Raw genomic sequence first — 23,307 nt, forward strand, 5'->3', positions numbered from 1 at the left:
TACAATGACTGCAGACAAATTAACGACTTTCGATGTACTTATCGAAATTCCAAGAGGAAGTAGAAACAAATACGAATATGATTTCGAAATAAAAAGAATGCGTTTTGATAGAATGTTGTTCTCATCTATGATGTACCCAGCAGATTATGGATTTATCCCAGAAACATTAGCGTTAGACGGAGATCCACTAGACGTTTTGGTTTTAGTAACCGAACCTACGTTTCCTGGTTGTGTGATGGAAGTAAAGCCTATTGGTGTTTTCCACATGGCAGATGATAAAGGACCAGATGAAAAAGTAATTTGTGTACCAGTATCAGATCCAATATGGAATTCATTAGAAAACTTATCAGATATCAACCCTCACTTATTAAAAGAAATTGAGCATTTCTTTCAAGTGTATAAAGACCTTGAAAACAAACAAGTTGATGTTGAAGGTTGGGGAGATGTAAACGAAGCATACGCAATAATCAAGGAGTGTACAGCTCGTTTTAATGAGATTCCAAATAAACCTGAAGGATTATTTAGCATCAAATAAATAATTTTCATAATTTTTATAAAAAAAGCAATATTCCGTTCGGAGTATTGCTTTTTTGTTTAAATTCGTTTGGTTACACTATAATTATTAACTAAAAACCAAACCAAAATTATGAATACAATAATGATTTATTTGCCAATTGCCATGGCATTCATTGGACTGGCATTTATGTTTACCAAACGCGCATGGGTTTTAAAACAAGATCCAGGTGACGGCAAGATGAAGGAGATTTCAGATTACATTTATGAAGGCGCCTTGGCCTTCCTTAAAGCAGAATATCGTTTACTAACGTTCTTTGTTATTGGTGCCAGTATTGTTTTGGCGGGGATTTCATTTATCGTTCCTACTACACATATTTTAATTGTTGTTGCGTTTATTTTTGGTGCATTTTTCTCTGCTTTGGCAGGGAATATGGGAATGAAAATCGCTACCAAAACGAATGTTAGAACTACCCAAGCCGCACGTACGAGTTTGCCTCAAGCCTTAAAAGTTTCTTTTGGCGGCGGAACCGTAATGGGATTGGGAGTTGCAGGATTAGCGGTTTTAGGATTGACTACTTTCTTTATATTTTTCTTTCATTTTTTTATGAATGGCGTTTGGACTTCTACTGAAGACATGACAATTGTTTTAGAGACATTAGCAGGTTTTTCTCTTGGAGCAGAATCAATTGCTTTGTTTGCTAGAGTTGGTGGCGGAATATATACTAAAGCAGCCGATGTTGGTGCTGATTTAGTAGGTAAGGTCGAAGCAGGAATACCAGAAGATGATCCTCGTAATCCCGCTACAATTGCGGATAACGTAGGGGATAATGTAGGTGACGTTGCGGGAATGGGAGCAGATTTATTTGGTTCGTATGTAGCGACAGTTTTAGCAGCGATGGTTCTTGGGAATTATGTGATCAAAGACATGGGCGGAAACATTCAAGATGCTTTTGGCGGAATAGGACCTATTTTACTACCAATGGCAATTGCCGGTTTTGGAATATTATTTTCGATTATCGGGACAATGTTGGTAAAAATATCAGATGATAATGCTAAAGAAGCACAAGTTCAAAAAGCATTAAATATAGGGAACTGGGTTTCGATAGGATTAACCCTAATTGCATGTTATTTTTTAGTGGATTATATGTTGCCTGAAACTATGAAAATGGATTTCTTTGGCGAAGGCACTAAAGAAATTTCATCGATGCGTGTTTTTTATGCGACTATTGTCGGATTAACCGTTGGTGCAGTTATTTCATCGGTTACGGAATATTATACGGGCTTAGGTACAAAACCAGTTATGGCAATTGTACAAAAATCGAGTACGGGAGCAGGAACAAACGTAATTGCAGGTTTGGCAACGGGAATGATTTCTACTTTCCCAACAGTATTGTTATTTGCAGCAGCAATTTGGACTTCCTACGCTTTAGCAGGATTTTATGGTGTGGCATTGGCTGCCTCAGCAATGATGGCGACAACAGCAATGCAATTGGCAATCGATGCTTTTGGACCAATATCAGATAATGCGGGTGGAATTGCAGAAATGAGTGAATTACCAAAAGAGGTACGTACCAGAACCGATATTTTGGATTCAGTAGGAAACACCACTGCAGCGACCGGAAAAGGATTTGCAATTGCTTCGGCTGCTTTGACTTCACTAGCTTTATTTGCTGCTTATGTTACTTTTACAGGTATTGACGGAATCAATATTTTTAAAGCACCAGTTTTAGCGATGTTATTCGTAGGAGGCATGATACCTGTAGTTTTCTCGGCCTTAGCCATGAATTCTGTGGGGAAAGCGGCAATGGATATGGTGTATGAAGTACGTCGTCAGTTTAGAGAAATTCCAGGAATCATGGAAGGAACTGGAAAACCAGAATATGCAAAATGTGTGGACATTTCTACTAAAGCGGCTTTGCGCGAAATGATGTTGCCAGGAATATTGACTATTGGTTTCCCTATTGCTATTGTACTTCTTGGGAAGTTAGTCTACTCTGATAACAACCAGTTAATTGCTGAAATGTTAGGTGGTTATATGGCTGGAGTTACTGTTTCGGGTGTGCTTTGGGCGGTATTCCAAAACAATGCCGGTGGTGCTTGGGACAACGCTAAAAAATCATTTGAAGCTGGAGTACTAATTAATGGTGAAATGACATATAAAGGTTCTGATGCGCATAAAGCTGCAGTGACTGGAGATACTGTTGGTGATCCTTTCAAAGACACTTCGGGGCCATCTATGAATATCTTGATAAAATTGACTTGTTTAATAGGTTTGGTAATTGCTCCAATATTAGGAAATGGTTCCCATACAATTTCAGAAAAAGCGGCTTGTTGCGCAGCTACTGAAATGTGTGCTTCGATGTCTAAAGAAGAATGTATGACCAAAGGATGTGAAAGTAAAACATGTAAGTTCATGGGTGCAGGTACTTCGGAAACTGTAACAAATTCTAAAGAAGTATCCATCGAAAAAACAAATGTAGATGGAAAAGTAAAAGCGACTATCAAAACAACTATTAACGGTAAAGAAGATATTCAAAGTTTTGAAGGTACTGATGCAGAAGTTCAAGCTAAAATTGATGCTGCGAAGTAGAATTTTCTAAAGATCAGATTAACAAAAAATGCCTTGCAATTTGCGAGGCATTTTTTTTGAAATTATAAAATTATTGTTTTAACGCATATTCTTTGATTAAAGTTGAAGCTGGAATATGAAGTGTTTTTGTCAAAACTCTAATTTGTTTAATTGTTAAAGCTCTTCTACGTTTAAAAATTTCAGTCACTCTAGAGCGACTATTCAAGATAACTCCTAAATCAGCATCTGTAAGTTCGTTTTGTTCCATCATGAACTTAATCGCTTCAATTGGATCTGGCTCAGGAATAGGATAATGTATTTGTTCATATTTTTCTATTAAAGTGACTAGAATATCTAATTCATCGCCTTCATCTGTATTTGGTTTAGCGTCAAAAAGAACATTGATTCTTTCTAAAGCTAAATCATAATCTTTTTCTGTTTTTATAAGATTTATTTCCATTTTTTATAAGTTTTTAATGTCTTTCAAATTGTCATATTCAGGATGAGTTCCTATTTTGGAACAAAAAAAATATTTTTTTGAATCGATTAATTAATAGAAAAATATTTTGAAGATGTTTTATTTAAAGTTGATCCTTAATTTTAATCAATTCTTTTTCAATATTTAGGTCGATAAAGTCAGATTTTAGCATACATTTCAAAAGTCTTTTTAAAAAAGTATTGGATAGTTTTTCTTTTAAAATAAGATTTCTTTCGTTGTATTTTAGAAAAGAAGATAGGTTTTCTTTACGAACATTATTTCTGAAAAATATAAAAGTGTCTTTGTCAAAACTAAATTGATTTTTCCCTAAAGCTGTATTCTTTTGAATAAAAAAGTACGGAATGTTTCCTGCAACTAAGCAACCAAAATTCTCAGAAGGTAAATTCAATTTGTTTTGTGATGTTGTTAAAGTATGAATGATATAAGCAAACTCCTCATTACGATTTAATACAATCAAGAACTTGTCTTTACTGCCATTTCCATCTTGAAACTGATAATCTTCAATTAATAATAAATGGCCTTGTTTTAAAATTTCGTCAAGCATATCAAATCTAGCTTATGCTTTCCTGAAATGATAAGGCCTCAAAAGAAGATTTTGCAGCCATTTGTAAAACAGGGTTGTTTTCTAACAAATCATTGAATTCAATAGAATGATTTGTTCTTTTTCCTATTTGCTGAAAATGATTAATCAAATTATGTTCAGAAACCATTTTGTGCCATAGTGACCCTTCTTCATGCAGAAAGTTAATCAACTCTGTAGCATTCCAATTTCCATATTTAAAAACTATGGTTTCTAATAGATTTAATTCATATCTATTAAAAATGGTTTCGTCAAAATCACCATTAGGTTTTAAGAAAACCTCTTCAGAATTTCGGTCAGTATTGAATTTTTTTTCTAGTTGAATGGAATGTAGTAATGATAATTCTTTTCCCTGATAACAAAAGACTTCTTGATGTTTGATTTCATTGTAAACATCAATGGCAACTGGACCATTTTCCCAAACTTTATAATCCAACCAAGTTACAGGAGTTCCCGTTTCCTTGATGGAGGTTTCATCCAGAATGTACAATAGTTTCAACGTTTTGGTCATAGATAAATAGTCTATCTGTGACGCAAAATAGTTTAAAACATTGCTGATTTTATCGTTATTTATTCTTCTAAACATACGTAAATATAAAGAAATAGTTCAATATTCTTTGTTAAAAGACTGCAAATGTACGGTTTATTTGCTGATTTTTAAATCTTTGATTAATTCTGTAGGTTCTACTTCAAGAGCTGATGCAATTTTAAAAAACAAATTCATTGTCATTCCTTGATTTTTATCAAAAATTAAGCGGATTGTTTTTTCATCACAACCTACTTTTTTTGCAAACTGAAGTTTATTCCCTTTATATTTTTCCATAAAGAGAATATAGATTCTTTTGGTTAAGGTTTCTTTTATATAGTCTAGTTCTGTTTGCACAAAACAAATAAAACCATCCCAAAGAAAATAAATGATTTTACTATTCGGAGTTTTGTCCGAAAATTATATATTTGGGCAAAGTAAAAAATAAATGCCTACACTAAACTGGATTGGTAAAGACAAAATTATCAATCATCATCAAGAAGTTCCTTATAAAGTTTTAAATCACGAATATGGTTTTTCTGAAAATGAAAAATCGGAAACTCCTATTGGTTTTGGAAACCATATCATCAATGGGGATAACCTTGAAGCGTTGAAATCTTTATTACCCAAATACGAAGGAAAAGTTAATTGCATTTATATCGATCCGCCATACAATACAGGAAATGAAAGTTGGGTATATAATGACAATGTGAATTCTCCGAAGATTAAAAAATGGTTAGGCAAAGTCGTGGGTAAAGAAAGTGAAGACTTGACCCGACATGATAAATGGTTGTGTATGATGTATCCACGATTGAAATTGCTTCATAAATTATTGGCTAAGGATGGAATGATATTTATTTCGATTGATGATAATGAAGAAGCCAATTTGAAGCTTATGATGGATGAGATTTTTGGTAACAGAAATTTTATAGGAAGGTTTATTTGGAAAAAAAAGAAACAACCATCATTTCTAGCAAAACATATCGCAAACATTACAGAATTCATATTTGTATATGGTAAAAATAGTAATCTAGTTGATAAACTAAGTATTGATAATGTCTCAGATGAAACTAGAAGAGTTGATAATGCGGCAAATGATATTGGATTAAGAAAAATAAAAAAAGGTATAATTGCTAAAGTTGATGTAGAAATTATTCAAAAAGGGATTTATCAAAATAAAACAATGCAATTAGAATTTTTAGATGATGTTTTAATAAAAGATTTTAGAACATTAAATGACTTTAATGTCAAAGGAAATTTTAGAAACAAACAAGAAGATTTTGATAAGTTTTGTGATGAAGATTTACTATTTATTACAAGAAATTTTGGTTTCAGAAGATTGCCAACATTTGAAGAACAAGATAAAAAAAAGACAGTTGTTGATTTATTGTTAGATTGGGGTGATAACCAAGATAGTGATAAGGAGTTACAAAGCATATTTAAAGTAAAACCATTCGATTATCCAAAACCGTCATTGTTAATTTCAAATTTAATTAAATCTGTTACGTACAACAAACCAAACTCCATAATCCTAGACAGCTTCGCAGGCTCAGGAACTACAGCCCACGCCGTTTTAAGCCTTAACAAACAAGACGGAGGCGATAGAAAATTCATTTTAATAGAAATGGAGGATTATGCTGAAACCATTACTGCCGAACGTGTAAAAAGAGTCATCAATGGCTATGCAGACAAAGAAGGGACTGGAGGTAGTTTTGATTATTACACTTTGGGAGAACCACTTTTTGATGAAAACAACAATCTTAACGAAACAATAGATATTGAAAAAATCAGGGAATACGTTTGGTTTACGGAAACTCGAATTCCATATACAATTCAAAAATTGACTACTCCTTTTTTAGGAATCCACAACGACACCAGTTATTATTTCATTTACGAAAAGGACAACTTAACCACACTCGATTATGAATCTTTAGCGGAATTTGTACAACAAAAAGCAGAGCGATATATCATTTATGCTGATAATTGTTTATTGCCCGAAACTTTTATGAAAGAAAAAAATATTGAGTTCAAGAAAATCCCTCGTGATATAACTCGTTTTTAACTATGGAATTAAAAACCTATCAAAAGCAAGTCATCGAAGATTTGCAACAGTATTTCGAGTACTTGCAAAACCATAAAAAAGCGGATATCGCTTTCAATTCTTTTTGGCAGGAAAAAGTGGGTTTCTACAATCCATTAACTGGTGAAGGAATGAGGCCGTATCAAAACACCGTTCCAAATGCCGTTCATTTAAGTATAAAAGTGCCAACTGCGGGAGGAAAAACCTTTCTTGCCTGCAATGCATTGAAAACTATTTTTGATGCAATGCCAGAAACTAAGACAAGAGCGGTTGTTTGGTTGGTACCCTGGAGCAATTTATTAGATCAAACGGTACGAAACCTTTCTAATCCCGATCATCCCTATTGTCAAAAATTGAATTCGTTGTTCAATAATCGTGTTCAAGTTTATGAAAAACGGGATTTATTGCAAGGAGCTAATTTCAATCCATCATCAGTGCAAGAGCAACTGAGTATTATGATTGTAAATTTTGCTTCCATAAGAGCTAAGAATAAAGAGGACAGAAAATTTAATGAGCAAAATTCAAATTTATCCAGTTTCTCCGATTCTATTGCTGACGACATTGTTTTAGACGGGACTGAAAAAGAAGCATTAATTAATGTTATTAGAAGTTTAAACCCAATTTTGGTTGTTGACGAAAGTCATAATGCCGAAAGTGACTTGAGTGTCGAAATGCTGAATAATCTTAACCCAAGTTTTATTTTAGATTTGACCGCAACACCTAAACAAAATGCTAATATTGTGAGTTTAGTTTCGGCTATTGAACTCAAAAAAGAGCACATGGTTAAATTGCCGGTCATCGTTTACAACCATCAAAATATAGAAGGCGTTATAGAAAGTGCGTTGCATTTGCAAAACAAATTAGAGACAGAAGCTAAAATTTTGGAAGAAAATGGAGGGAAATACATTCGTCCAATAGTTTTGTTTCAGGCACAACCCAAAGGGAAAGAGGATAATACGACTTTTGAAAAATTGAAAGTACAATTAATTGCTGTTGGAATTCCAGAGGAACAAATTAGAATAAAAACGGCTAATAAAGATGAGTTGAAAAACGAAGATTTAATGAGCAAGGATTGTCCAGTTCGTTATATTATTACAATCAATGCTTTGAAAGAAGGTTGGGATTGTCCGTTTGCTTATATCTTGGCTTCCTTGGCTGATAAATCTTCGGAAGTTGATGTTACTCAGATTTTGGGTCGTGTTTTACGTCAACCGTATGTTATGAAACACAACAGTACAATGTTGAATTTATCGTATGTAATTACAGCTTCGGTTAAGTTTCAGAATACGTTGCAAAATATCATCAAAGGTTTGCAGCAATCCGGTTTTAGCGAAAAAGATTATCGAGAAAAAGACATAATGCCCGAATTTGTAAAAGAAGAAGTTAAGCAGGAAACATTAGATAATTTCTTTTTTCCAGAGCAAATAGAAGTTGTAAAAGAAGATCTGATTGATGTTCAAAAAATTCAATTCAATCCCAATGAAATAAACAACTCTCCTAATATTGCTGTATTTGAAATGGAAAAAATGGCAATTGAAGACAGTCTGAAAATGGAGATTCAAATCGCAAATCAAGATGATTCTAACACAATTCAACAAATATATTCAGAGGTTGGTATGAAAGTGAAACAATATAAAATGCGCGAAAGTGTTGCTGAACAAGCTTCAACAATTGTATTGCCAAAATTTGTAGTTGAAGTTCCTCGAAATGAATTTCTTTTAATGGAACAAGGCGGCACGCAATTGTTAGACAGAGTCAATCTTTTGAAAGAATTTAAGCTTTCGGATAAAGATATTCAAATTGCTTTTAAAAGTATTTCTTCTGATTTATATAAAATTGATACTGAGAAAACGAACGATGGCGGTTATAAAATGGTTTCTTTCAAAATAGAAAATGCGGTTCAAGAAAAAATGACGGAATACATCTTAGCTAAACCTAAAGAAGGACAAATTAAAGATTTAGCATATTTTATAGTTAAACAAATTGACAAATTACCACCTATTGCCGATAATGAAATTAAGAAATACGTTAATAGGATTTTAGAGAACATGTCAGCACAAGAGTTGATAGATTTCAATCAATATAAGTTAACATACTCTGATTCGATTAAGGAAAAAATAAATCAATTGGCCGATATGTATGCGGAAGAAAAGTTTAATGATTGGCTAGAAATTCCTAAAATTAGAACGGAGCCCAATTGGAAATTTGATAAAGCCATCATTCCGTCAAGAATTGGAAATGACATTGGTAATTCATTGTATGTTCACGAAGGCGATATGAACGGATTAGAAGAGCAATTTATTTTGGAAATTTCCAGTTCATCAAATATTGCTTTTTGGCATCGTAATTTAGGAAGAGGTAAGGGTTTTTCTTTGAATGGGTATAAATCAAATCATTATCCCGATTTTATATTGGTTACAAAAACCAATAAAGTAATTGTAGTTGAAACCAAAGGTTCTCATTTGAATAATCCAGATACTGCAGCAAAGTTGAGATTGGGAAAATCTTGGGCACGACTTTCTGGATCTAATTATAACTATATGATGGTTTTTGATAAAAATGCAATTGATGGCGCCTATAATTTAGAGAAAGCAATAAGTTTGATAAAGCAAATGTAGTTTCGTGAAAGTCTAACAAAAAATGCCTTGCAATTTGCAAGGCATTTTTTATTTCTATGTTTTTTATTTAATTTTTACTCCCTTTCCTTTGGAGAGTCCCGAAGCTTCGGGAGGGGAGAGTATTAAAACAACCCATGCAACTCCGCATCAATTCTATTGAAAATAGTCCCTAAATCCTCTGGATTATCCACAAAATTGATGTTGTCTACATCTATAATTAATAATTTTCCTTTGTCATACGTTTGAATCCAGCCTTCGTACCGTTCATTCAAGCGACTCAAATAATCAATAGAAATAGAGTTTTCATACTCACGACCGCGTTTGTGTATTTGTCCCACTAAATTAGGAATTGAGCTTCGCAAATAAATCAGTAAATCTGGTGCTTTTACAGTAGATTCCATCAATTCAAAAAGAGAGGAGTAATTCTGGTAATCACGATTGGTCATTAAGCCCATCGCATACAGGTTAGGTGCAAAAATATGTGCATCTTCATAAATGGTTCTGTCTTGTATGATTTTTTTACCGCTTTCGCGAATTTGCATCACTTGACGGAAACGACTGTTCAAGAAATAAATTTGTAAATTAAAAGACCAGCGTTCCATTTGATGGTAAAAATCATCCAAGTAAGGGTTGTCGACTACATCTTCATAATGGGGTTCCCACTTAAAATGTTTGGCTAATAAACGCGTTAAAGTTGTTTTTCCTGAACCTATATTTCCTGCTATTGCTATGTGCATTACGGTATTGTGATTTTATAATTTGTAATTCCTGAAGTTGTAAAAATAGATAAAATTTGGTCCTTATAGTAGAATTTTTTAAACGATTTTTCTGCAATTTCAATTTCAGTTTTTTGCTCTTTTTGTACGTCAATGAATTTTAAAACACCATTTTTGGAGTACAGGTATTGATTGTCATTTACTATCACAATCAAATCATAATCTGGGATTAGACCTTTCTTACTGACTTTTCCAAAAATATCGCAGCTGTACCAATTATTTGTACTGTCAATCCAGTAAAAGGTATTAAAATCTGAGGTGTAGTAAGCAATGCTATCCGTTAACGGAACGGAAATCGGTTTGTAATTTTGATTTAAATAATCAAAAAGACCTATCTGCTGATTTAAGCTATTGTATATCCAAAATTGATTTTGCGAAGCGATACCAATAGCTGTAACTACAATAGGAACTGAACTTTCGGAAAAATTGACTTTTTGAATTTCATTCAATTGATTGTCTAAAGTGACAACGGTATTGAAGTTCTCATAAAACAATACAATTTTAAGCGGATTTTGAAGATCAACTTTCGTGATCTTGCCTAAAGTAAAGTTTTGGTATACGAAGGTTTCGCGTGTGCCGATTTTAGAAAAAATATTGTTTTTAACGGTATAATAAAAACCAAAAGAATCATAACCCAAAAATTCATCTGCATCAAAACGAATCGAATTAACAGCAACAAGATTTGGTTTTTGATTTTGACAAAAAACAATTGTAACTGAGCTGATAAAGAGTAAAAAAGCGAATTTATTCATAAAGTAAAAATACAAATAAATCTTTTCTTTTATTGGCTGATCCATTTTATTATGGATAAAAATCGCTATTCATAAGAAAATAAATAGTTGTTATGGGCAAAGCAGTTTGTACCCTTGGTTCCGAACATTTATAATTTCTATTGAGTCGTCTTGATCTAATTTTTTTCTCAATTTGGTTATAAAAACATCCATGCTACGAGTGGTGAAAAAATCTTCGTTCCCCCATAAAAGATTCAAAATAATAGAACGTTCGATAATACGGTTTTTGTTTTGAAACAAGCAATATAAAAGTTCAGACTCGCGATTGGTTAGTTTTTGTACAGTATTTTGTAAAACTAATTCCTGTTTTACCCTACTAAAACTGTACTTTCCAATTTTAAGAATTGTTTCTTCTTGTAGAAATTCATTTCTGTGTAACAAAGCTTGTATTCTGATGATCAATTCCTCCATGCTAAATGGTTTTTTGAGATAATCATTCCCTCCACTATTGAAACCCTCAATTACGTCTTGTGTTTGCGATTTTGCGGTAAGAAAAATAATTGGAATATGCTTATCTGTTTTTCGAATTTCTGCAGCAACGGAAAAGCCATCTTTAATAGGCATCATAACGTCTAGAATCATTATATCCGGTTTAAGCTCATAAAAAGTGTTTATCGCTTCTTGTCCGTTATTACAATTAAAAACCTTAAAATTCCTTGTTTCAAGACTTTCTTTTATAATTTGAGCTAGCGTTTCTTCATCTTCAGCTAATATGGCAGTTATTTTATTTGGGGTCATTTAAATAGATGGTAAAAGTGGTTAATTCAGGACTGCTTTCAACTTGAATATTGCCACCATGTTTTTCTATGATTTTTTTTGTATAGAAAAGACCTATGCCAAAGCCTTTTACAGTGTGGATATTCCCTTGGGATTCTCTGAAAAATTTGTCGAAAATAAAAGAGAGATTTTTCTTTGCAATGCCATTTCCATTATCGCTAACTCTTATTTTTAATTCATCGTGGTTTATATGTAGATTAAATTTTATCGAACCACCTCCATGTTTAACGGCGTTATCAATTAGATTAGAAATAGCATTTTCAAAATGAAAGAGATCAATATCAAGTAAGATGTGATCAAGGTTGGTTTCGAAAGTGAAAATTTTGTTAGGATTTGACTTTGCAAAAGTATCAACTAGCTCGTACAATAGTGGTACAATGTTTTCTCTTTGTTTTTCTAATTGTAATTGTCCATCTTCTAGGTAAGCGGTTTCTAAAAACTTCTCGACTAATATTTCAAGTTTTTTTAATTGACCTTGTGATATCTCAACGTAGCGGTTTGTTTTATCAACGTCCTTTTCATTGTTAAAGAACTTTATTCCTTCTAATGCGGCAGAAGCAGTGGTTATTGGTGTTTTAAATTCATGAGTTATATTACTGATTAAATCATTTTTAATGGAGTCAATTTTTTTCTGTTTCCTTATGATATGAACTAAATATAGTAGGCAGCTGATAACAGATAATGAGAGAATTAGTGATAGCAGTATTCCCGCTAAACTGTATTTAAACAGTACATATTTTGGATTTGAAAAGCGTACAACGAGTTCTTCGTTTTTAGGCAGGTATTTTGAGTTCGATTTTATTTTTAAAGGTAAAATAGAATTACTATCATTTTTGTAATGATCAAAAATAGCGTTTGAGCGGTAGTGTTCTATTTTATAGGAAAGATTAATATTCTTATCTTTAAGTTTATTATCGAATGATTGGCTTACCAACAGAAAATCGATAGAATCTCGAACAGTTGCAAAAGAAATAGTATTTTTTTTGTTTTTAAGGTTAGCAATACTGTCAAAAGCTTTAATGCCCTTAAGTGTTCTTGTTTTTAGGTTTTTATCTTTAGTTTTTATACGAGATTGTATCTCTTTTTTTATCAATTCATTATGTGTTAGTACAAGAGAATCCGGAGTAACATCGTAACTTACAAAAAGGCTCGGAGCCGAATTGCTTTTCTTGCTTGTTGGCTTCTTTTTGTATTTCGAGATTTCTTTCTTAAAAGCGTCACTTTTAATTAATTGATCAAAAAAATCAGATTCACTTAGGTTAACATCTTGATTTATAAAGATCACATAATCATCTTTAATGCCCAATTCATAATAATTAGCAACACTTTTATCAAAAGCTACTTGCACGTCATTAACAAGTCTTCGCTTGTTTTCGTCGTAGTTTTTTATATTCCAAAATAATTGAATGGCAATTGTAATAACTATTACAACAGTTATAAAACTGACTACTAAATTGGTTTTTATGTTTTTCATTTCACAAAAATAGGGACTTATTAATCAATATAAATATGGTTAACAAACGTTAACTTTCATTAACCATTTAACATGAATAATAGTGTTTGATTTGCATACTAATAAAAAAAAACACTATGAAAAAACGATTTAATTTAGTTGTGCTTGTCGCGAGTTTAGCATTTTCGACAGCAATATTTTCTCAAGATTTTCAAGGCATTGTATATTATGAATACAAAAAAGATATGGCTGGGAAGGTTACTTTTCAGACCTCAAATGGTTCTGAGAATTTGAATGAAAATATGATGCAAAAAATTAATAAGAGTTTTGAAAAAACTTTTGAACTACGCTTTAATCAAACAGAAGCAATTTATCAAGAATTTCAAAAAGTTACGATGAAAAACGGTTCCGCTAACGCTGCAGTTGATAAGTTGTATTCAAACGTATCTAAAAAGGTATTGATTGAAGAGGTTGAGAACGAGTGGGACTCCAAGAAATATTTGGTTAGAGATAGCTTATCAAGGTACAATTGGACACTGGAAAACAGCACAAAAAAAATAGGAGACTATGTATGCTACAAAGCAATTTCTGTTGTAAAAGTTGCAGAAAAAGACCTTGCAGATTATGAAGATCAAAGATTAAAAAATAGTTTAAAGAGTATCAGTTTATTAACATTAGAACCGCCAAAAGACCGAATTATCATTGCTTGGTATGCGCCTGCTATTTTAGTGAATCATGGTCCAGAAAAATATCAAGGGCTGCCCGGATTGATTTTAGAGGTTAATGATGATGGTGCGTTATGGTCGTGTTCAAAATTAATTTTAAATCCGTTAAAAAAGACAATTGTCAAAATTCCAACAAAAGGAAAATTCATTTTAAAAAAAGAGTATGATATTTTAGTAGAAAAACTATTAGAAACGATAAAAGACGATGATGGTGTGATTCAATTGCAAAGTCAAGAAGATTAAACTATTTATAATTTTTTGAGTCTTAACGGATATGTTTTAAATCTTTGTAACAAAAATAGTAATTTTCACTCTTATCTATTAAAAACCATCAAAATGCAAAAATTAATTTTCACATTAGTATTAGCTCTAGCATCATTTATGGGGCTTCATGCTCAAGAATTTCAAGGTATGGCGGTGTACGAGTCAAAAACTAGCACAGCGGATTTTAAATCGCGAATGGAGGGCAACAAAAATATGACTCCAGATATGCAAAAAATGATTGAAGAGCGTATGAAAAAAATGTTTGAAAAAACATTTATTCTAAATTTTAATAAATCGGCATCAATTTACAAAGAAGAAGAAAAGTTAGAGGCTACAGCACAAGCTGGCGGTGGAATGCGTATGATGAATGCGATGAGTGGCGGCGGCGGTACTTATTATAAGAATGTAAAAGAGAAAAACTATACCGTTGATAAAGATTTTATGGGAAAAGAGTTTTTAGTTAAAGATTCTTTGCCAAGTCTAAAATGGAAAATGGAAGCGGAAACGAGAGTTATAGGTGGATATACTTGTTACAAGGCTACAGCTATTAAGGCGGCAAGTATGACTGATTTTAGAAATTTCCGACCTAAAAAAGAAGAAGCTAAAAAAGAGGGTGCTGAAAAAGCGGATGATAAATCGGCTTCGGATAAGAAAACCAACTTTATGGATGCCATAGAACTTCCCAAAGAAGTTACAATTACTGCTTGGTATACTCCTGAAATTCCGGTTAGTCAAGGACCAGAAGGATATTGGGGTTTGCCTGGATTAATTCTAGAAGTTAACGATGGGAAAACCACAATTTTGTGCTCTAAAATTGTCTTGAATCCAAAGGAAAAAATAGAAATTAAAGCATTAACAAAAGGGAAAGTAGTTTCTCAAAAGGAGTATGATGATGCTGTCATAAAAAAAATGGAAGAGTGGAGAGAAATGAATCAAGGACGTGGTGGTAATAATATGGGAACCTTTCGAATAGGCGGATAAGACAGTTTTAATTTTAAAATCAAAAAGTATCAAATGAAAAAAATTCTACTGTTTATTGCCCTTGTGTTGGGATCAATTTCTTACGGACAAAATATTAAAGTTGAAGGAGTAATTCAGGATATAAGCAAAGCACCTTTAGAAATGGCCAATGTTATGGCGGTCAATCAAGCCACCAAAGCCATGGATGCGTATGCAATTACTACCGATAAAGGGAAATATAGTTTGAACTTAAAGCCCAACTCTACCTATGTTATTAAGCTGAGTTATCTTGGAATGCAAAATAAAGAAATCACGGTGGTAACTAAGGCTGAAAACATGATGCAAAACATCACCATGGAATCTGGTGGAATTGAGTTAGATGGTGTTGAGATTGTCCGTGAAATGCCTGTTTCTATAAAAGGCGACACCATTGTTTACAATACAGATTCGTTTAAAACAGGTGAAGAACGAAAACTAGAAGATGTTTTTAAGAAACTACCAGGTTTTGAAGTTATGGCTGATGGTCAAGTACAAGTTGAAGGTAAAAAAGTAACAAAATTATTTGTCAATGGCAAACCATTTATGGATGGTGATACTAAACTGGGTTCAAAAAATATTCCTTCGGATGCGGTAGATAAAGTGCAAGTGTTGCGAAACTTCAATGAGGTGTCGCAAATGAAAGGGCTCGAAAATAATAATGATGATATTGCGCTTAATATCAAACTCAAAAAAGGGAAAGATAAATTTTGGTTTGGAGATGTAAGTGCCGGTTTAGCAAACGATAAAGGCTATATTTTTAATCCAAAAGTGTTTTACTATTCCCCTAAAACCAGTATCAACTCCATAGTAAATTTGAATAATATTGGTGAGGTTTCTTTGACTTCAGCTGATTTTTTCAGGATAAATGGAGGCGCCAGAAATACTATAGGCAGAAGCGGAACTACTTTAAATTTGAATCGGAATTTCTTTGGGCTTTTTGGCGGCGATAATGTGGCCAAGGCAAGCGATAAATTTGGAACCTTAAACATCAATCATTCTGTTTCTAAAAAATGGACGTTGACTGGTTTTGCTGCCTATTCCTCTACATTTAATCAGTCGATTACGAACTCTGATCGTGGTATTTTTGAACCCAATACAACAAATATTGCAACGCTCGAAAATAGAAAAAATAGCACCGATTCTAGAAATAATGCTTTTATCTCTAAGGTAGGTTCAAAGTATAAAGCTAATGATAATTTTCAGCTGGATTACGATGTTTTCTTTAGAAAAAACGATCAGCAGGATGTTGATAACAGTCAAAGTAATTTTAGTTCTTTTGCTAATGGAAATTCTTTTAACAGCTCAAACACGGTTATTGCATTTCAAAATCAAGCTCCAGTTTCATTCAATCAAAGTTTGAATTTATTTTATACGCAAAACCCCAAAAATACTTGGGTAATTGAAGTGCAGCATCAATACGAGGATGAAGATCCCTTTTACAATCCGCAATTATCGGTTAATCCATATCAAAACAATAGCTCGCAAGATCCAAATGATCCAAGTGCTGTTTTTGTAAATGAAAACAGTTTAAAGATTGAGCAGTCTCGATTTGTAAAAACGAATAAAGTAGATGCTAAAGCTGATTATTATTACCAAATCTCTAACAAAAGTATACTGAATGTAACGGCAGGAAATTCTAATGCATTTCAAACTTATAATTCAAGTCTGTTGCAAATTTTGGAGGATAAATCAGTTAATCCAGTAGAACAAGCAGCCTATAACAATGATGCTCGCTACGCTTTTAATGATGTTTTTTTAGGACTTCATTACAAGTTCATAGTTGGTAAGTTTACCTTTAATCCTGGGTTTTCGATCCATCAATACAACACCAACAATCAGCAATTTGGTACTCGGTATCAATTGAATTTCAGTAGATTTCTTCCTGATATGTTTGCCCGTTGGGATTTAAAAAAATCAGAAAACATAACCTATAATTTTAATGTTCGTAATGGGTTTAATGATATAAACTCTTTAGTCGAAGGGTTTATTTTTACTAATTTCAACAGTATTGCAAGAGGAAATTCTCAACTGCAAAACTCACTAGTTACCAGCCATAGATTGAATTATTCGAAGTATAATTTGTATAATTTCACTACCATTTTTGGAAATATTTCGTACACAACCACAAAAGATCCAGTAGTGAATGGGATATCTTTTCAAAGTATTTATTCTACCTCTGACCGTTTGAATTTAGACGCAGAAAATGAAAATTTAAATGGGAATTTGTTTTATAGCAAGAGTTTCAAGAAGTATTATAAAGTAACAGGCGGTATAAATGCTGGATGGAATAAAAACTTTGTTTTAAACCGAAGAGTTGCCAATGGTGCTACGCAGGAGTTTATTCAAGGAATCGAAAACGTAAATCATAGTTACAACCTAGCATTTGCAACGCAATTTAAAAAATATCCAAATATTGATTTAGGCTACCGAATTAATTTTTCAGAGCAAGCGTCAAACAAGTTTACTACGCAAACGCCAACGGTTAAGCTGAACTACTATTTTTTGAATGGATTAAATGTCAATTGGGATTATTCATTTAATCGCTTTAAAAATGAAACTTCTGGGTTAACAAACGATTTTGAAATCATGACGGCAAGCTTAAATTATATCAAAAAGGACTCGAAATTCGAGTATAGAATACAGGCAAATAACCTTTTAAATACGAGATCAAGATTAAACAACTCGTTTAGTGTAAATGGTTTTAATGCGAATGAAACTATTATTTTACCGCGTTTTGTGACCTTTATTTTAAAGTACAATATATAGCCAAATTAAAAGGGGATTTTGACTGAACAAAATCCCCTTTTTTATTTTAAGTCTATATTGAATTACAACCTAAAAGCAGTTTTTACTTGGTCTACAAAATCTAGTTGTGGATGAATTGTATTTTTTCCATTTCCATAATAATTTATAAGCCATCTGTAATGGAAACTTTCGTAGCATATTTTGTAATTCATTTTTTTTATATGTTTGCAATATAAAATTATTCTTACGGCCGTTTAAGATTCTCTCTTTTATGCCGAAAAATAAAAGAGTATGTTTCAAAATACAAATAAAAATGAAAAAGATTAAATTATTGACTGTAGTTGCATTTTTTGGGATAGGTATTTTTCTGTTAACTCCGGCTAAAGCACAACCAACATACTAATTTTATGCGGGAGAACTTTATATGACTACACATGAGATAACTTCCGTTGTATTTTTTTATAAATCTTATCCAATTGCGACAGGAGTCTCATGTAGATAGAAAAATTAGATCTATGCGATAGTCAAATTTGACTCGAATATTATAAATAAAATATGAAAATTATAAAACTTGTATTAGTAACAGTTGTTGTTTTTTGTTGTACCGGTATTGTTTTTTCACAAACAATTTCTGGAGTGGTTCGAGATTCTCTTAATGATAGACCCATTGGTCAGGTCAATTTTAATTTAATTAAATCTAAAACTGTGTTTTCAAGTAATGATCAGGGATTATTTCATTATAAGTTAAATAAAGAAAATGAGCTAATGACTGTTTCTTATTTAGGATATCAAACGATGTCAATTGACCTATCTAAATATAATGAGAATAAAGATTATAAAGTAAATATTGCGTTATTACCACTACCATTTGAACTAGATTCAGTAACTGTGTATGATAAAAAATTATCATATTCAGTTATAGCATTACCAGTAAAAGAGGCATCTACATTCAACCGCAATCTTTTAAAACACAGTGAGTGTGTTTTAATCAATAATAATTTAGGAAAGGAAGGGTTTCTAAAAGACATTTCGGTCAATTTTGAGACAAAACATAATAGCTATAAGCAAACCGCTTTAATTCATTTTATATTTAATTTCTATGAATACAATGTTTTAACTAATACACCAGGTGATCTTATTGAAGTTGTTAATGTTGTGGGTGAGACAAAAGGTAATTTTTTTAGAAGATATTTTAACTTAGAGAAGTATAGAATTCCATTTGCTAAAAATGGTGTTTGTGTTAGCTTAATTGTTGTCGAGAGAGATGAAATAGACAATTTAACCGCAAGCAATGATGTTAATAACGTCTATAAGTCTGTCTCGGATTTATTCACTTTTTCTGAGAGTGTCTCTAACTCTCAAACACCTTTATGGATAAAAGGTAATAAATACCCTTACGAGTGGACTAATGATAAATTGAAATATTTGACAAATAATATTATAGGTTGTGATGTTAGTTTCAAAATTAAAGTAAAATCGCCAAGATGAGTTTTAATAAAGTTAAACAGGACTTGATTATTTTGTATCTTATAAAATTGTCGTGTGTACACTAGAGACAAAACAGTGTAATTTCATAAAGACTAAAATTGAAAATAGAGTATTTCTTTTTGGTAGTATGCAGTTGACAGATGACATTAAATTATTATGTACTTACTTTGTCAACTAAACATTTTGTAATTTCGATATTGAAAAGCACGAACGATTTTTTTTGAAAAAATTATTGTGATTGAATCAAATTTTCTGCGTCAAAATAGTATAATTCATATCCAATATATTGCACGTAACAAGATTAAAGTATTTTTTTGTTATGAGTAATTTAAATAAAGAAATTAGTTTAGATTTTATAAGAAGAATTAATTAATCCAAAATAAAAAATGCCATTTCGAAAATTTATCGAAATGGCATTTTAAATATAAAGATACTTTTTACAACCCAAAAGCAGTTTTTACTTGGTCTACAAAATCTAGTTTTTCCCAAGTAAACAATTCAACGGTAACGGTTTTTTCGTTTCCACCTGGAGCAGAAAATGTTTTAGTAACCGTTTCTGGAGTACGTCCCATGTGCCCGTAAGCAGCAGTTTCGCTATAGATTGGGTTTCTTAATTTTAAACGTTGCTCAATAAAGTACGGACGCATATCAAAAATAGCTTCTACTTTTTTAGCAATTTCACCGTTTTTCAAATTTACTTTTGAAGTTCCGTAGGTATCAATAAAAATACCCATTGGTTTAGCCACACCAATAGCGTACGAAACTTGTACTAAAATCTCATCGGCAACACCAGCTGCCACTAAGTTTTTAGCAATATGACGTGTTGCATAAGCGGCACTTCTATCTACTTTACTTGGATCTTTACCAGAAAACGCGCCACCACCGTGAGCTCCTTTTCCACCGTACGTATCTACAATAATTTTTCTTCCAGTCAAACCTGTATCCCCGTGCGGCCCTCCAATTACGAATTTCCCCGTTGGGTTAATATGGTATTGAATGGTATCATTAAATAAATGAGCGTGTGTTGGATTTTTAGCAATAATTCTCGGGATCAAAATTTCAACGATATCTTTTTTGATTTTAGCAAGCATTGTTGCTTCTTCATCAAAATCATCGTGCTGTGTTGAAATTACAATCGCATCAATACGCGTAGGTTTGTTATCATCGCTATATTCTAAAGTTACTTGAGATTTAGCATCAGGACGTAAATACGTAATTTCGTTATTTTCACGTCTTAAAATCGCTAATTCTTGTAATAATTTATGAGACAAATCAAGTGCCAATGGCATGTAATTTTCAGTTTCATTAGTAGCATAACCAAACATCATACCTTGATCTCCAGCACCTTGCTCTTCTGGATTTGCCCTATCAACACCTTGGTTAATATCAGCAGATTGTTCGTGAATAGCTGAAAGAATACCGCAAGAATTGGCTTCAAACATATATTCGCTTTTGGTATAACCAATTTTTCTGATTACATCACGAGCGATTTGTTGTACATCTAAATAGGTATTTGATTTTACTTCACCTGCCAATATCACTTGACCTGTTGTCACTAAAGTTTCACATGCTACTTTAGAATCGGCATCAAATGCCAAAAAATTATCAATTAATGCGTCTGAAATTTGATCTGCAATTTTGTCTGGATGTCCTTCGCTTACAGATTCTGACGTAAATAAATAGGCCATAAGTACTTTTGTTTTAAAATTAAGCGAGAAAAAATAATTGCTGAAAAGGACTAAAGGAGCGTTTCTGCTTTAGCATTTTTTTCTACTGAAAATAGATCAGTACTCATAATGAATCAGTATCATTATGAAGAGGTTGCAATCAGTTCAAATTTTTCCTCTAATATTCGGGTGCAAAGGTATGAAACCATTTTGAATTGCAAATTAAACTTCATTTTTTTTTGTAGTTAAATCTTTTTTAGAATAGTGAATTCAAAAATCTTTTTTGAATTTATTTTAAAAAGGGGTTTGTTTTTTTAAAAACTAATTTAGATATTTGATAATCAAATCAATGAAACATGAAAATGAATATGTGCAATATGTATAAAGATGAAGAGGAGTTCTCCTCTGGGTGTTATATTGTATAATTTCAATAAAATTATAAAGCAATAACTTCCCACTAAAAAGGGAAGTTTTTTTTTGAACAAAATTTCAGAATACCATAAATTTAAAACAAATATGCATTACCAAATATTTGAAATCACAAGAACATATTTTGACAAAAAATTATTTTGTTCTGGTGCCATTTTATTGATTTTGGACTGCTAATCCCAAAAGTATAAGTTATAGGATAACTTGAATGCCCTTTTGGATTAGCCTCTAAAAGGGTTTTTCTCTTTTAGAACTTTTGATTTTAAAATGTAAAGTAAGTTGTATGGATATTTTCGATACACTAATTCATTCAGGATTGAAATTAAAAAATGGATGTATTAAAATGAATTGTGTCATGTAGTTTATTATTTGTCGCAAGGTATTCGTATCAAAATGAGGTGCTTTTTTGCAGAGAATCTTGATTTATTATTGTTAAAGTTGAGGTTTGCAATAGTTTTAATGTTGTTGTTTTGGCGGGGTGTGAAATGGTTTTGTTAGCTGGTGCCTCGTCAAAATAACAATGGAGAAAATACAAACAAATCTCTTTTTCTAAATGGATAAGAAAAAATAGATTGCTTATAAAAATTTGCTTGCTAACTAAATTAGTATTTAATTTGCACACATAAAGTTCACAACTGTATTGAAATGTTATAAAGAAAGGCAGAGGGATTAGACCCGATGAAGCCTTAGCAACCCTTCGATTTATCGAAGAAGGTGCTGCATTCTACCACGCTCATCGTGGAAAGATAACACTAAGAATTTGTCTAGTTACTACCTAGCTTTCTTTCTAATATTTCCAAACACAAGTCCTAATTATAACAGATTTGAAATTGGAAAATAAACCAACAACAATTACATTATACAATTTCACCACGGAGTCAGGTGCAATTTATGATGCTCTAAACTTAAGTTATCAAGTTTTTGGGTTGCCATTACATACTGCTCCCATCGTTTTGGTCAATCATGCGCTAACCGGAAATTCACAGGTTGTGGGCGATAACGGTTGGTGGAATGATTTAATTGGTGTGAACAAAACTATTGATACTATAAAATATACCGTACTTGCTTTTAATGTTCCTGGAAATGGATTTGATGGCGCTGTAATTGAAAATTATCTTGACTTTACAGCAAGAGACATTGCTAGAATTTTTATAAAAGGCATTCAATTGCTCGATGTTGCAAAACTCTACGCCATTATTGGAGGTTCTGTAGGTGGCGGAATTGCTTGGGAAATGGTTGCATTAGAACCAACAATAACCCAAATATTAATTCCAATAGCTACCGATTGGAAAGCAACCGATTGGCTTATTGCCAATTGTTTTTTGCAAGAACAAATTCTGAATAATTCATCTAAACCCATTCAGGATGCCCGCACACACGCGATGTTGTGTTATAGAACTCCAGAATCATTTGCAGCAAAATTTCAGCGAACCACTAATGAGGAGTTAGCTATTTTTAATGTTGAAAGTTGGTTGTTGCATCATGGCGAAAAATTGCAGCAGCGTTTTCAATTGGCTTCCTACAAAATGATGAATCAATTACTGAAAACAATTGATATTACTCGCAATAGGTCTTCGTTTGAAAATACAATCGAAACTGTTGAAGCAGAAATTCACATCATAGCCATCAATTCGGATTTGTTTTTTACAGCAAGTGAAAACAAAGCCACTTTTGAAATAGTACAAAAACAGAATAAAAAAGTCAGTTATCAAGAGATTGTTTCCATTCACGGACACGATGCTTTTTTGATAGAATACAAACAATTACACAATTTGCTTAAGGATATTTTCTAAAGCTACAAACAC

Annotated in this window: 19 protein-coding genes and 1 riboswitch; of the genes, 9 read left to right on the forward strand and 10 right to left on the reverse strand. The window is 32.3% G+C overall.

Annotated features, from left to right (window positions below):
- Nucleotides 1–4 precede the first annotated feature (4 nt).
- Nucleotides 5–535 carry an inorganic diphosphatase gene (locus ACNQGB_RS06100; protein ID WP_417946196.1) on the forward strand — a complete coding sequence of 177 codons (531 nt, stop codon included), beginning with the start codon at nucleotides 5–7 and terminating at the stop codon, nucleotides 533–535.
- 111 nt (nucleotides 536–646) lie between these two features.
- On the forward strand, nucleotides 647–3,106 hold the full coding sequence (locus ACNQGB_RS06105) for a sodium-translocating pyrophosphatase (protein ID WP_472777082.1): 2,460 nt from the start codon (nucleotides 647–649) through the stop codon (nucleotides 3,104–3,106).
- Nucleotides 3,107–3,176: 70 nt separating this feature from the next.
- Here the strand turns inward: ACNQGB_RS06105 and ACNQGB_RS06110 are convergent, their stop codons facing one another.
- The 4 genes from ACNQGB_RS06110 to ACNQGB_RS06125 form a co-directional block, all read right to left on the reverse strand.
- Nucleotides 3,177–3,545: a helix-turn-helix domain-containing protein gene (locus ACNQGB_RS06110; protein ID WP_417946687.1), complete on the reverse strand. Its 369-nt coding sequence runs from the start codon at nucleotides 3,543–3,545 to the stop codon at nucleotides 3,177–3,179.
- Nucleotides 3,546–3,666: 121 nt separating this feature from the next.
- Nucleotides 3,667–4,128, reverse strand: coding sequence for a hypothetical protein (locus ACNQGB_RS06115; protein WP_417946686.1), 462 nt, complete (start codon nucleotides 4,126–4,128; stop codon nucleotides 3,667–3,669).
- A 7-nt stretch (nucleotides 4,129–4,135) separates the two neighbouring features.
- The gene (locus ACNQGB_RS06120; protein ID WP_417946684.1) at nucleotides 4,136–4,750 is read right to left on the reverse strand and encodes a Panacea domain-containing protein; all 615 of its coding nucleotides are present in this window, start codon (nucleotides 4,748–4,750) and stop codon (nucleotides 4,136–4,138) included.
- A 57-nt stretch (nucleotides 4,751–4,807) separates the two neighbouring features.
- Nucleotides 4,808–4,987: a hypothetical protein gene (locus tag ACNQGB_RS06125; protein ID WP_417946682.1), complete on the reverse strand. Its 180-nt coding sequence runs from the start codon at nucleotides 4,985–4,987 to the stop codon at nucleotides 4,808–4,810.
- Nucleotides 4,988–5,138: 151 nt separating this feature from the next.
- Here ACNQGB_RS06125 and ACNQGB_RS06130 point away from each other — a divergent pair, with 151 nt between their 5' ends.
- Both ACNQGB_RS06130 and ACNQGB_RS06135 read left to right on the forward strand, forming a co-directional pair.
- Nucleotides 5,139–6,752, forward strand: a complete 1,614-nt coding sequence (locus tag ACNQGB_RS06130) for a site-specific DNA-methyltransferase (protein WP_417946680.1) — start codon at nucleotides 5,139–5,141, stop codon at nucleotides 6,750–6,752.
- A 2-nt stretch (nucleotides 6,753–6,754) separates the two neighbouring features.
- Entirely contained in the window at nucleotides 6,755–9,388 is a 2,634-nt protein-coding gene (locus tag ACNQGB_RS06135; RefSeq protein WP_417946678.1) for a DEAD/DEAH box helicase, read from the forward strand.
- A 122-nt stretch (nucleotides 9,389–9,510) separates the two neighbouring features.
- On the opposite strand, the gene ACNQGB_RS06140 is transcribed toward ACNQGB_RS06135, so the two are convergent.
- Genes ACNQGB_RS06140 through ACNQGB_RS06155 form a run of 4 tightly spaced genes read right to left on the reverse strand, consistent with a single transcriptional unit; the run spans nucleotide 9,511 to nucleotide 13,206 of the window.
- Entirely contained in the window at nucleotides 9,511–10,125 is a 615-nt protein-coding gene (locus ACNQGB_RS06140) for a deoxynucleoside kinase (protein ID WP_417946676.1), read from the reverse strand.
- Nucleotides 10,125–10,961: a hypothetical protein gene (locus ACNQGB_RS06145; protein WP_417946674.1), complete on the reverse strand. Its 837-nt coding sequence runs from the start codon at nucleotides 10,959–10,961 to the stop codon at nucleotides 10,125–10,127. Before ACNQGB_RS06145 ends, ACNQGB_RS06140 begins: the two co-directional genes overlap by 1 nt.
- Before the next feature lie 45 nt (nucleotides 10,962–11,006).
- Entirely contained in the window at nucleotides 11,007–11,693 is a 687-nt protein-coding gene (locus tag ACNQGB_RS06150) for a response regulator transcription factor (protein ID WP_417946673.1), read from the reverse strand.
- On the reverse strand, nucleotides 11,680–13,206 hold the full coding sequence (locus ACNQGB_RS06155; protein WP_417946671.1) for a sensor histidine kinase: 1,527 nt from the start codon (nucleotides 13,204–13,206) through the stop codon (nucleotides 11,680–11,682). The genes ACNQGB_RS06150 and ACNQGB_RS06155 overlap by 14 nt, the downstream gene beginning before the upstream one ends.
- 116 nt (nucleotides 13,207–13,322) lie before the next feature.
- Here ACNQGB_RS06155 and ACNQGB_RS06160 point away from each other — a divergent pair, with 116 nt between their 5' ends.
- The 3 genes from ACNQGB_RS06160 (at nucleotide 13,323) to ACNQGB_RS06170 (ending at nucleotide 17,939) form a co-directional block, all read left to right on the forward strand.
- Nucleotides 13,323–14,153 carry a GLPGLI family protein gene (locus ACNQGB_RS06160; RefSeq protein WP_417946670.1) on the forward strand — a complete coding sequence of 277 codons (831 nt, stop codon included), beginning with the start codon at nucleotides 13,323–13,325 and terminating at the stop codon, nucleotides 14,151–14,153.
- Nucleotides 14,154–14,246: 93 nt separating this feature from the next.
- Entirely contained in the window at nucleotides 14,247–15,155 is a 909-nt protein-coding gene (locus tag ACNQGB_RS06165) for a GLPGLI family protein (RefSeq protein ID WP_417946668.1), read from the forward strand.
- A 33-nt stretch (nucleotides 15,156–15,188) separates the two neighbouring features.
- Nucleotides 15,189–17,939 (forward strand): carboxypeptidase regulatory-like domain-containing protein, encoded by a 2,751-nt coding sequence (locus ACNQGB_RS06170; RefSeq protein ID WP_417946667.1) that lies wholly within the window; start codon nucleotides 15,189–15,191, stop codon nucleotides 17,937–17,939.
- Nucleotides 17,940–18,001: 62 nt separating this feature from the next.
- Here the strand turns inward: ACNQGB_RS06170 and ACNQGB_RS06175 are convergent, their stop codons facing one another.
- A complete protein-coding gene (locus ACNQGB_RS06175; RefSeq protein ID WP_417946665.1) occupies nucleotides 18,002–18,130 on the reverse strand; it encodes a hypothetical protein in 129 nt (42 codons plus the stop codon).
- A gap of 343 nt (nucleotides 18,131–18,473) precedes the next feature.
- On the opposite strand from ACNQGB_RS06175, the gene ACNQGB_RS06180 reads away from it, so the two are divergent.
- Nucleotides 18,474–19,406, forward strand: coding sequence for a carboxypeptidase-like regulatory domain-containing protein (locus ACNQGB_RS06180; RefSeq protein ID WP_417946664.1), 933 nt, complete (start codon nucleotides 18,474–18,476; stop codon nucleotides 19,404–19,406).
- A gap of 437 nt (nucleotides 19,407–19,843) precedes the next feature.
- On the opposite strand, the gene metK is transcribed toward ACNQGB_RS06180, so the two are convergent.
- On the reverse strand, nucleotides 19,844–21,094 hold the full coding sequence (metK, locus tag ACNQGB_RS06185) for a methionine adenosyltransferase (RefSeq protein WP_417946662.1): 1,251 nt from the start codon (nucleotides 21,092–21,094) through the stop codon (nucleotides 19,844–19,846).
- Between the two features lie 1,053 nt (nucleotides 21,095–22,147).
- Nucleotides 22,148–22,255, forward strand: a riboswitch (SAM riboswitch).
- Nucleotides 22,256–22,332: 77 nt separating this feature from the next.
- On the opposite strand from metK, the gene ACNQGB_RS06190 reads away from it, so the two are divergent.
- A complete protein-coding gene (locus ACNQGB_RS06190) occupies nucleotides 22,333–23,295 on the forward strand; it encodes an alpha/beta fold hydrolase (RefSeq protein ID WP_417946660.1) in 963 nt (320 codons plus the stop codon).
- Nucleotides 23,296–23,307 lie beyond the last annotated feature (12 nt).

This window comes from Flavobacterium frigidum (assembly GCF_048286795.2).

What these genes read in the sequence shown, in the direction of transcription:
- ACNQGB_RS06100 (WP_417946196.1), top strand. Translation starts at nt 5, where the DNA reads ATGACTGCAGACAAATTAACGACTTTCGATGTACTTATCGAAATTCCA.
- ACNQGB_RS06105 (WP_472777082.1), top strand. Translation starts at nt 647, where the DNA reads ATGAATACAATAATGATTTATTTGCCAATTGCCATGGCATTCATTGGA.
- ACNQGB_RS06110 (WP_417946687.1), bottom strand. Translation starts at nt 3,545, where the DNA reads ATGGAAATAAATCTTATAAAAACAGAAAAAGATTATGATTTAGCTTTA.
- ACNQGB_RS06115 (WP_417946686.1), bottom strand. Translation starts at nt 4,128, where the DNA reads ATGCTTGACGAAATTTTAAAACAAGGCCATTTATTATTAATTGAAGAT.
- ACNQGB_RS06120 (WP_417946684.1), bottom strand. Translation starts at nt 4,750, where the DNA reads ATGTTTAGAAGAATAAATAACGATAAAATCAGCAATGTTTTAAACTAT.
- ACNQGB_RS06125 (WP_417946682.1), bottom strand. Translation starts at nt 4,987, where the DNA reads ATGGAAAAATATAAAGGGAATAAACTTCAGTTTGCAAAAAAAGTAGGT.
- ACNQGB_RS06130 (WP_417946680.1), top strand. Translation starts at nt 5,139, where the DNA reads ATGCCTACACTAAACTGGATTGGTAAAGACAAAATTATCAATCATCAT.
- ACNQGB_RS06135 (WP_417946678.1), top strand. Translation starts at nt 6,755, where the DNA reads ATGGAATTAAAAACCTATCAAAAGCAAGTCATCGAAGATTTGCAACAG.
- ACNQGB_RS06140 (WP_417946676.1), bottom strand. Translation starts at nt 10,125, where the DNA reads ATGCACATAGCAATAGCAGGAAATATAGGTTCAGGAAAAACAACTTTA.
- ACNQGB_RS06145 (WP_417946674.1), bottom strand. Translation starts at nt 10,961, where the DNA reads ATGGATCAGCCAATAAAAGAAAAGATTTATTTGTATTTTTACTTTATG.
- ACNQGB_RS06150 (WP_417946673.1), bottom strand. Translation starts at nt 11,693, where the DNA reads ATGACCCCAAATAAAATAACTGCCATATTAGCTGAAGATGAAGAAACG.
- ACNQGB_RS06155 (WP_417946671.1), bottom strand. Translation starts at nt 13,206, where the DNA reads ATGAAAAACATAAAAACCAATTTAGTAGTCAGTTTTATAACTGTTGTA.
- ACNQGB_RS06160 (WP_417946670.1), top strand. Translation starts at nt 13,323, where the DNA reads ATGAAAAAACGATTTAATTTAGTTGTGCTTGTCGCGAGTTTAGCATTT.
- ACNQGB_RS06165 (WP_417946668.1), top strand. Translation starts at nt 14,247, where the DNA reads ATGCAAAAATTAATTTTCACATTAGTATTAGCTCTAGCATCATTTATG.
- ACNQGB_RS06170 (WP_417946667.1), top strand. Translation starts at nt 15,189, where the DNA reads ATGAAAAAAATTCTACTGTTTATTGCCCTTGTGTTGGGATCAATTTCT.
- ACNQGB_RS06175 (WP_417946665.1), bottom strand. Translation starts at nt 18,130, where the DNA reads ATGAATTACAAAATATGCTACGAAAGTTTCCATTACAGATGGCTTATA.
- ACNQGB_RS06180 (WP_417946664.1), top strand. Translation starts at nt 18,474, where the DNA reads ATGAAAATTATAAAACTTGTATTAGTAACAGTTGTTGTTTTTTGTTGT.
- metK (WP_417946662.1), bottom strand. Translation starts at nt 21,094, where the DNA reads ATGGCCTATTTATTTACGTCAGAATCTGTAAGCGAAGGACATCCAGAC.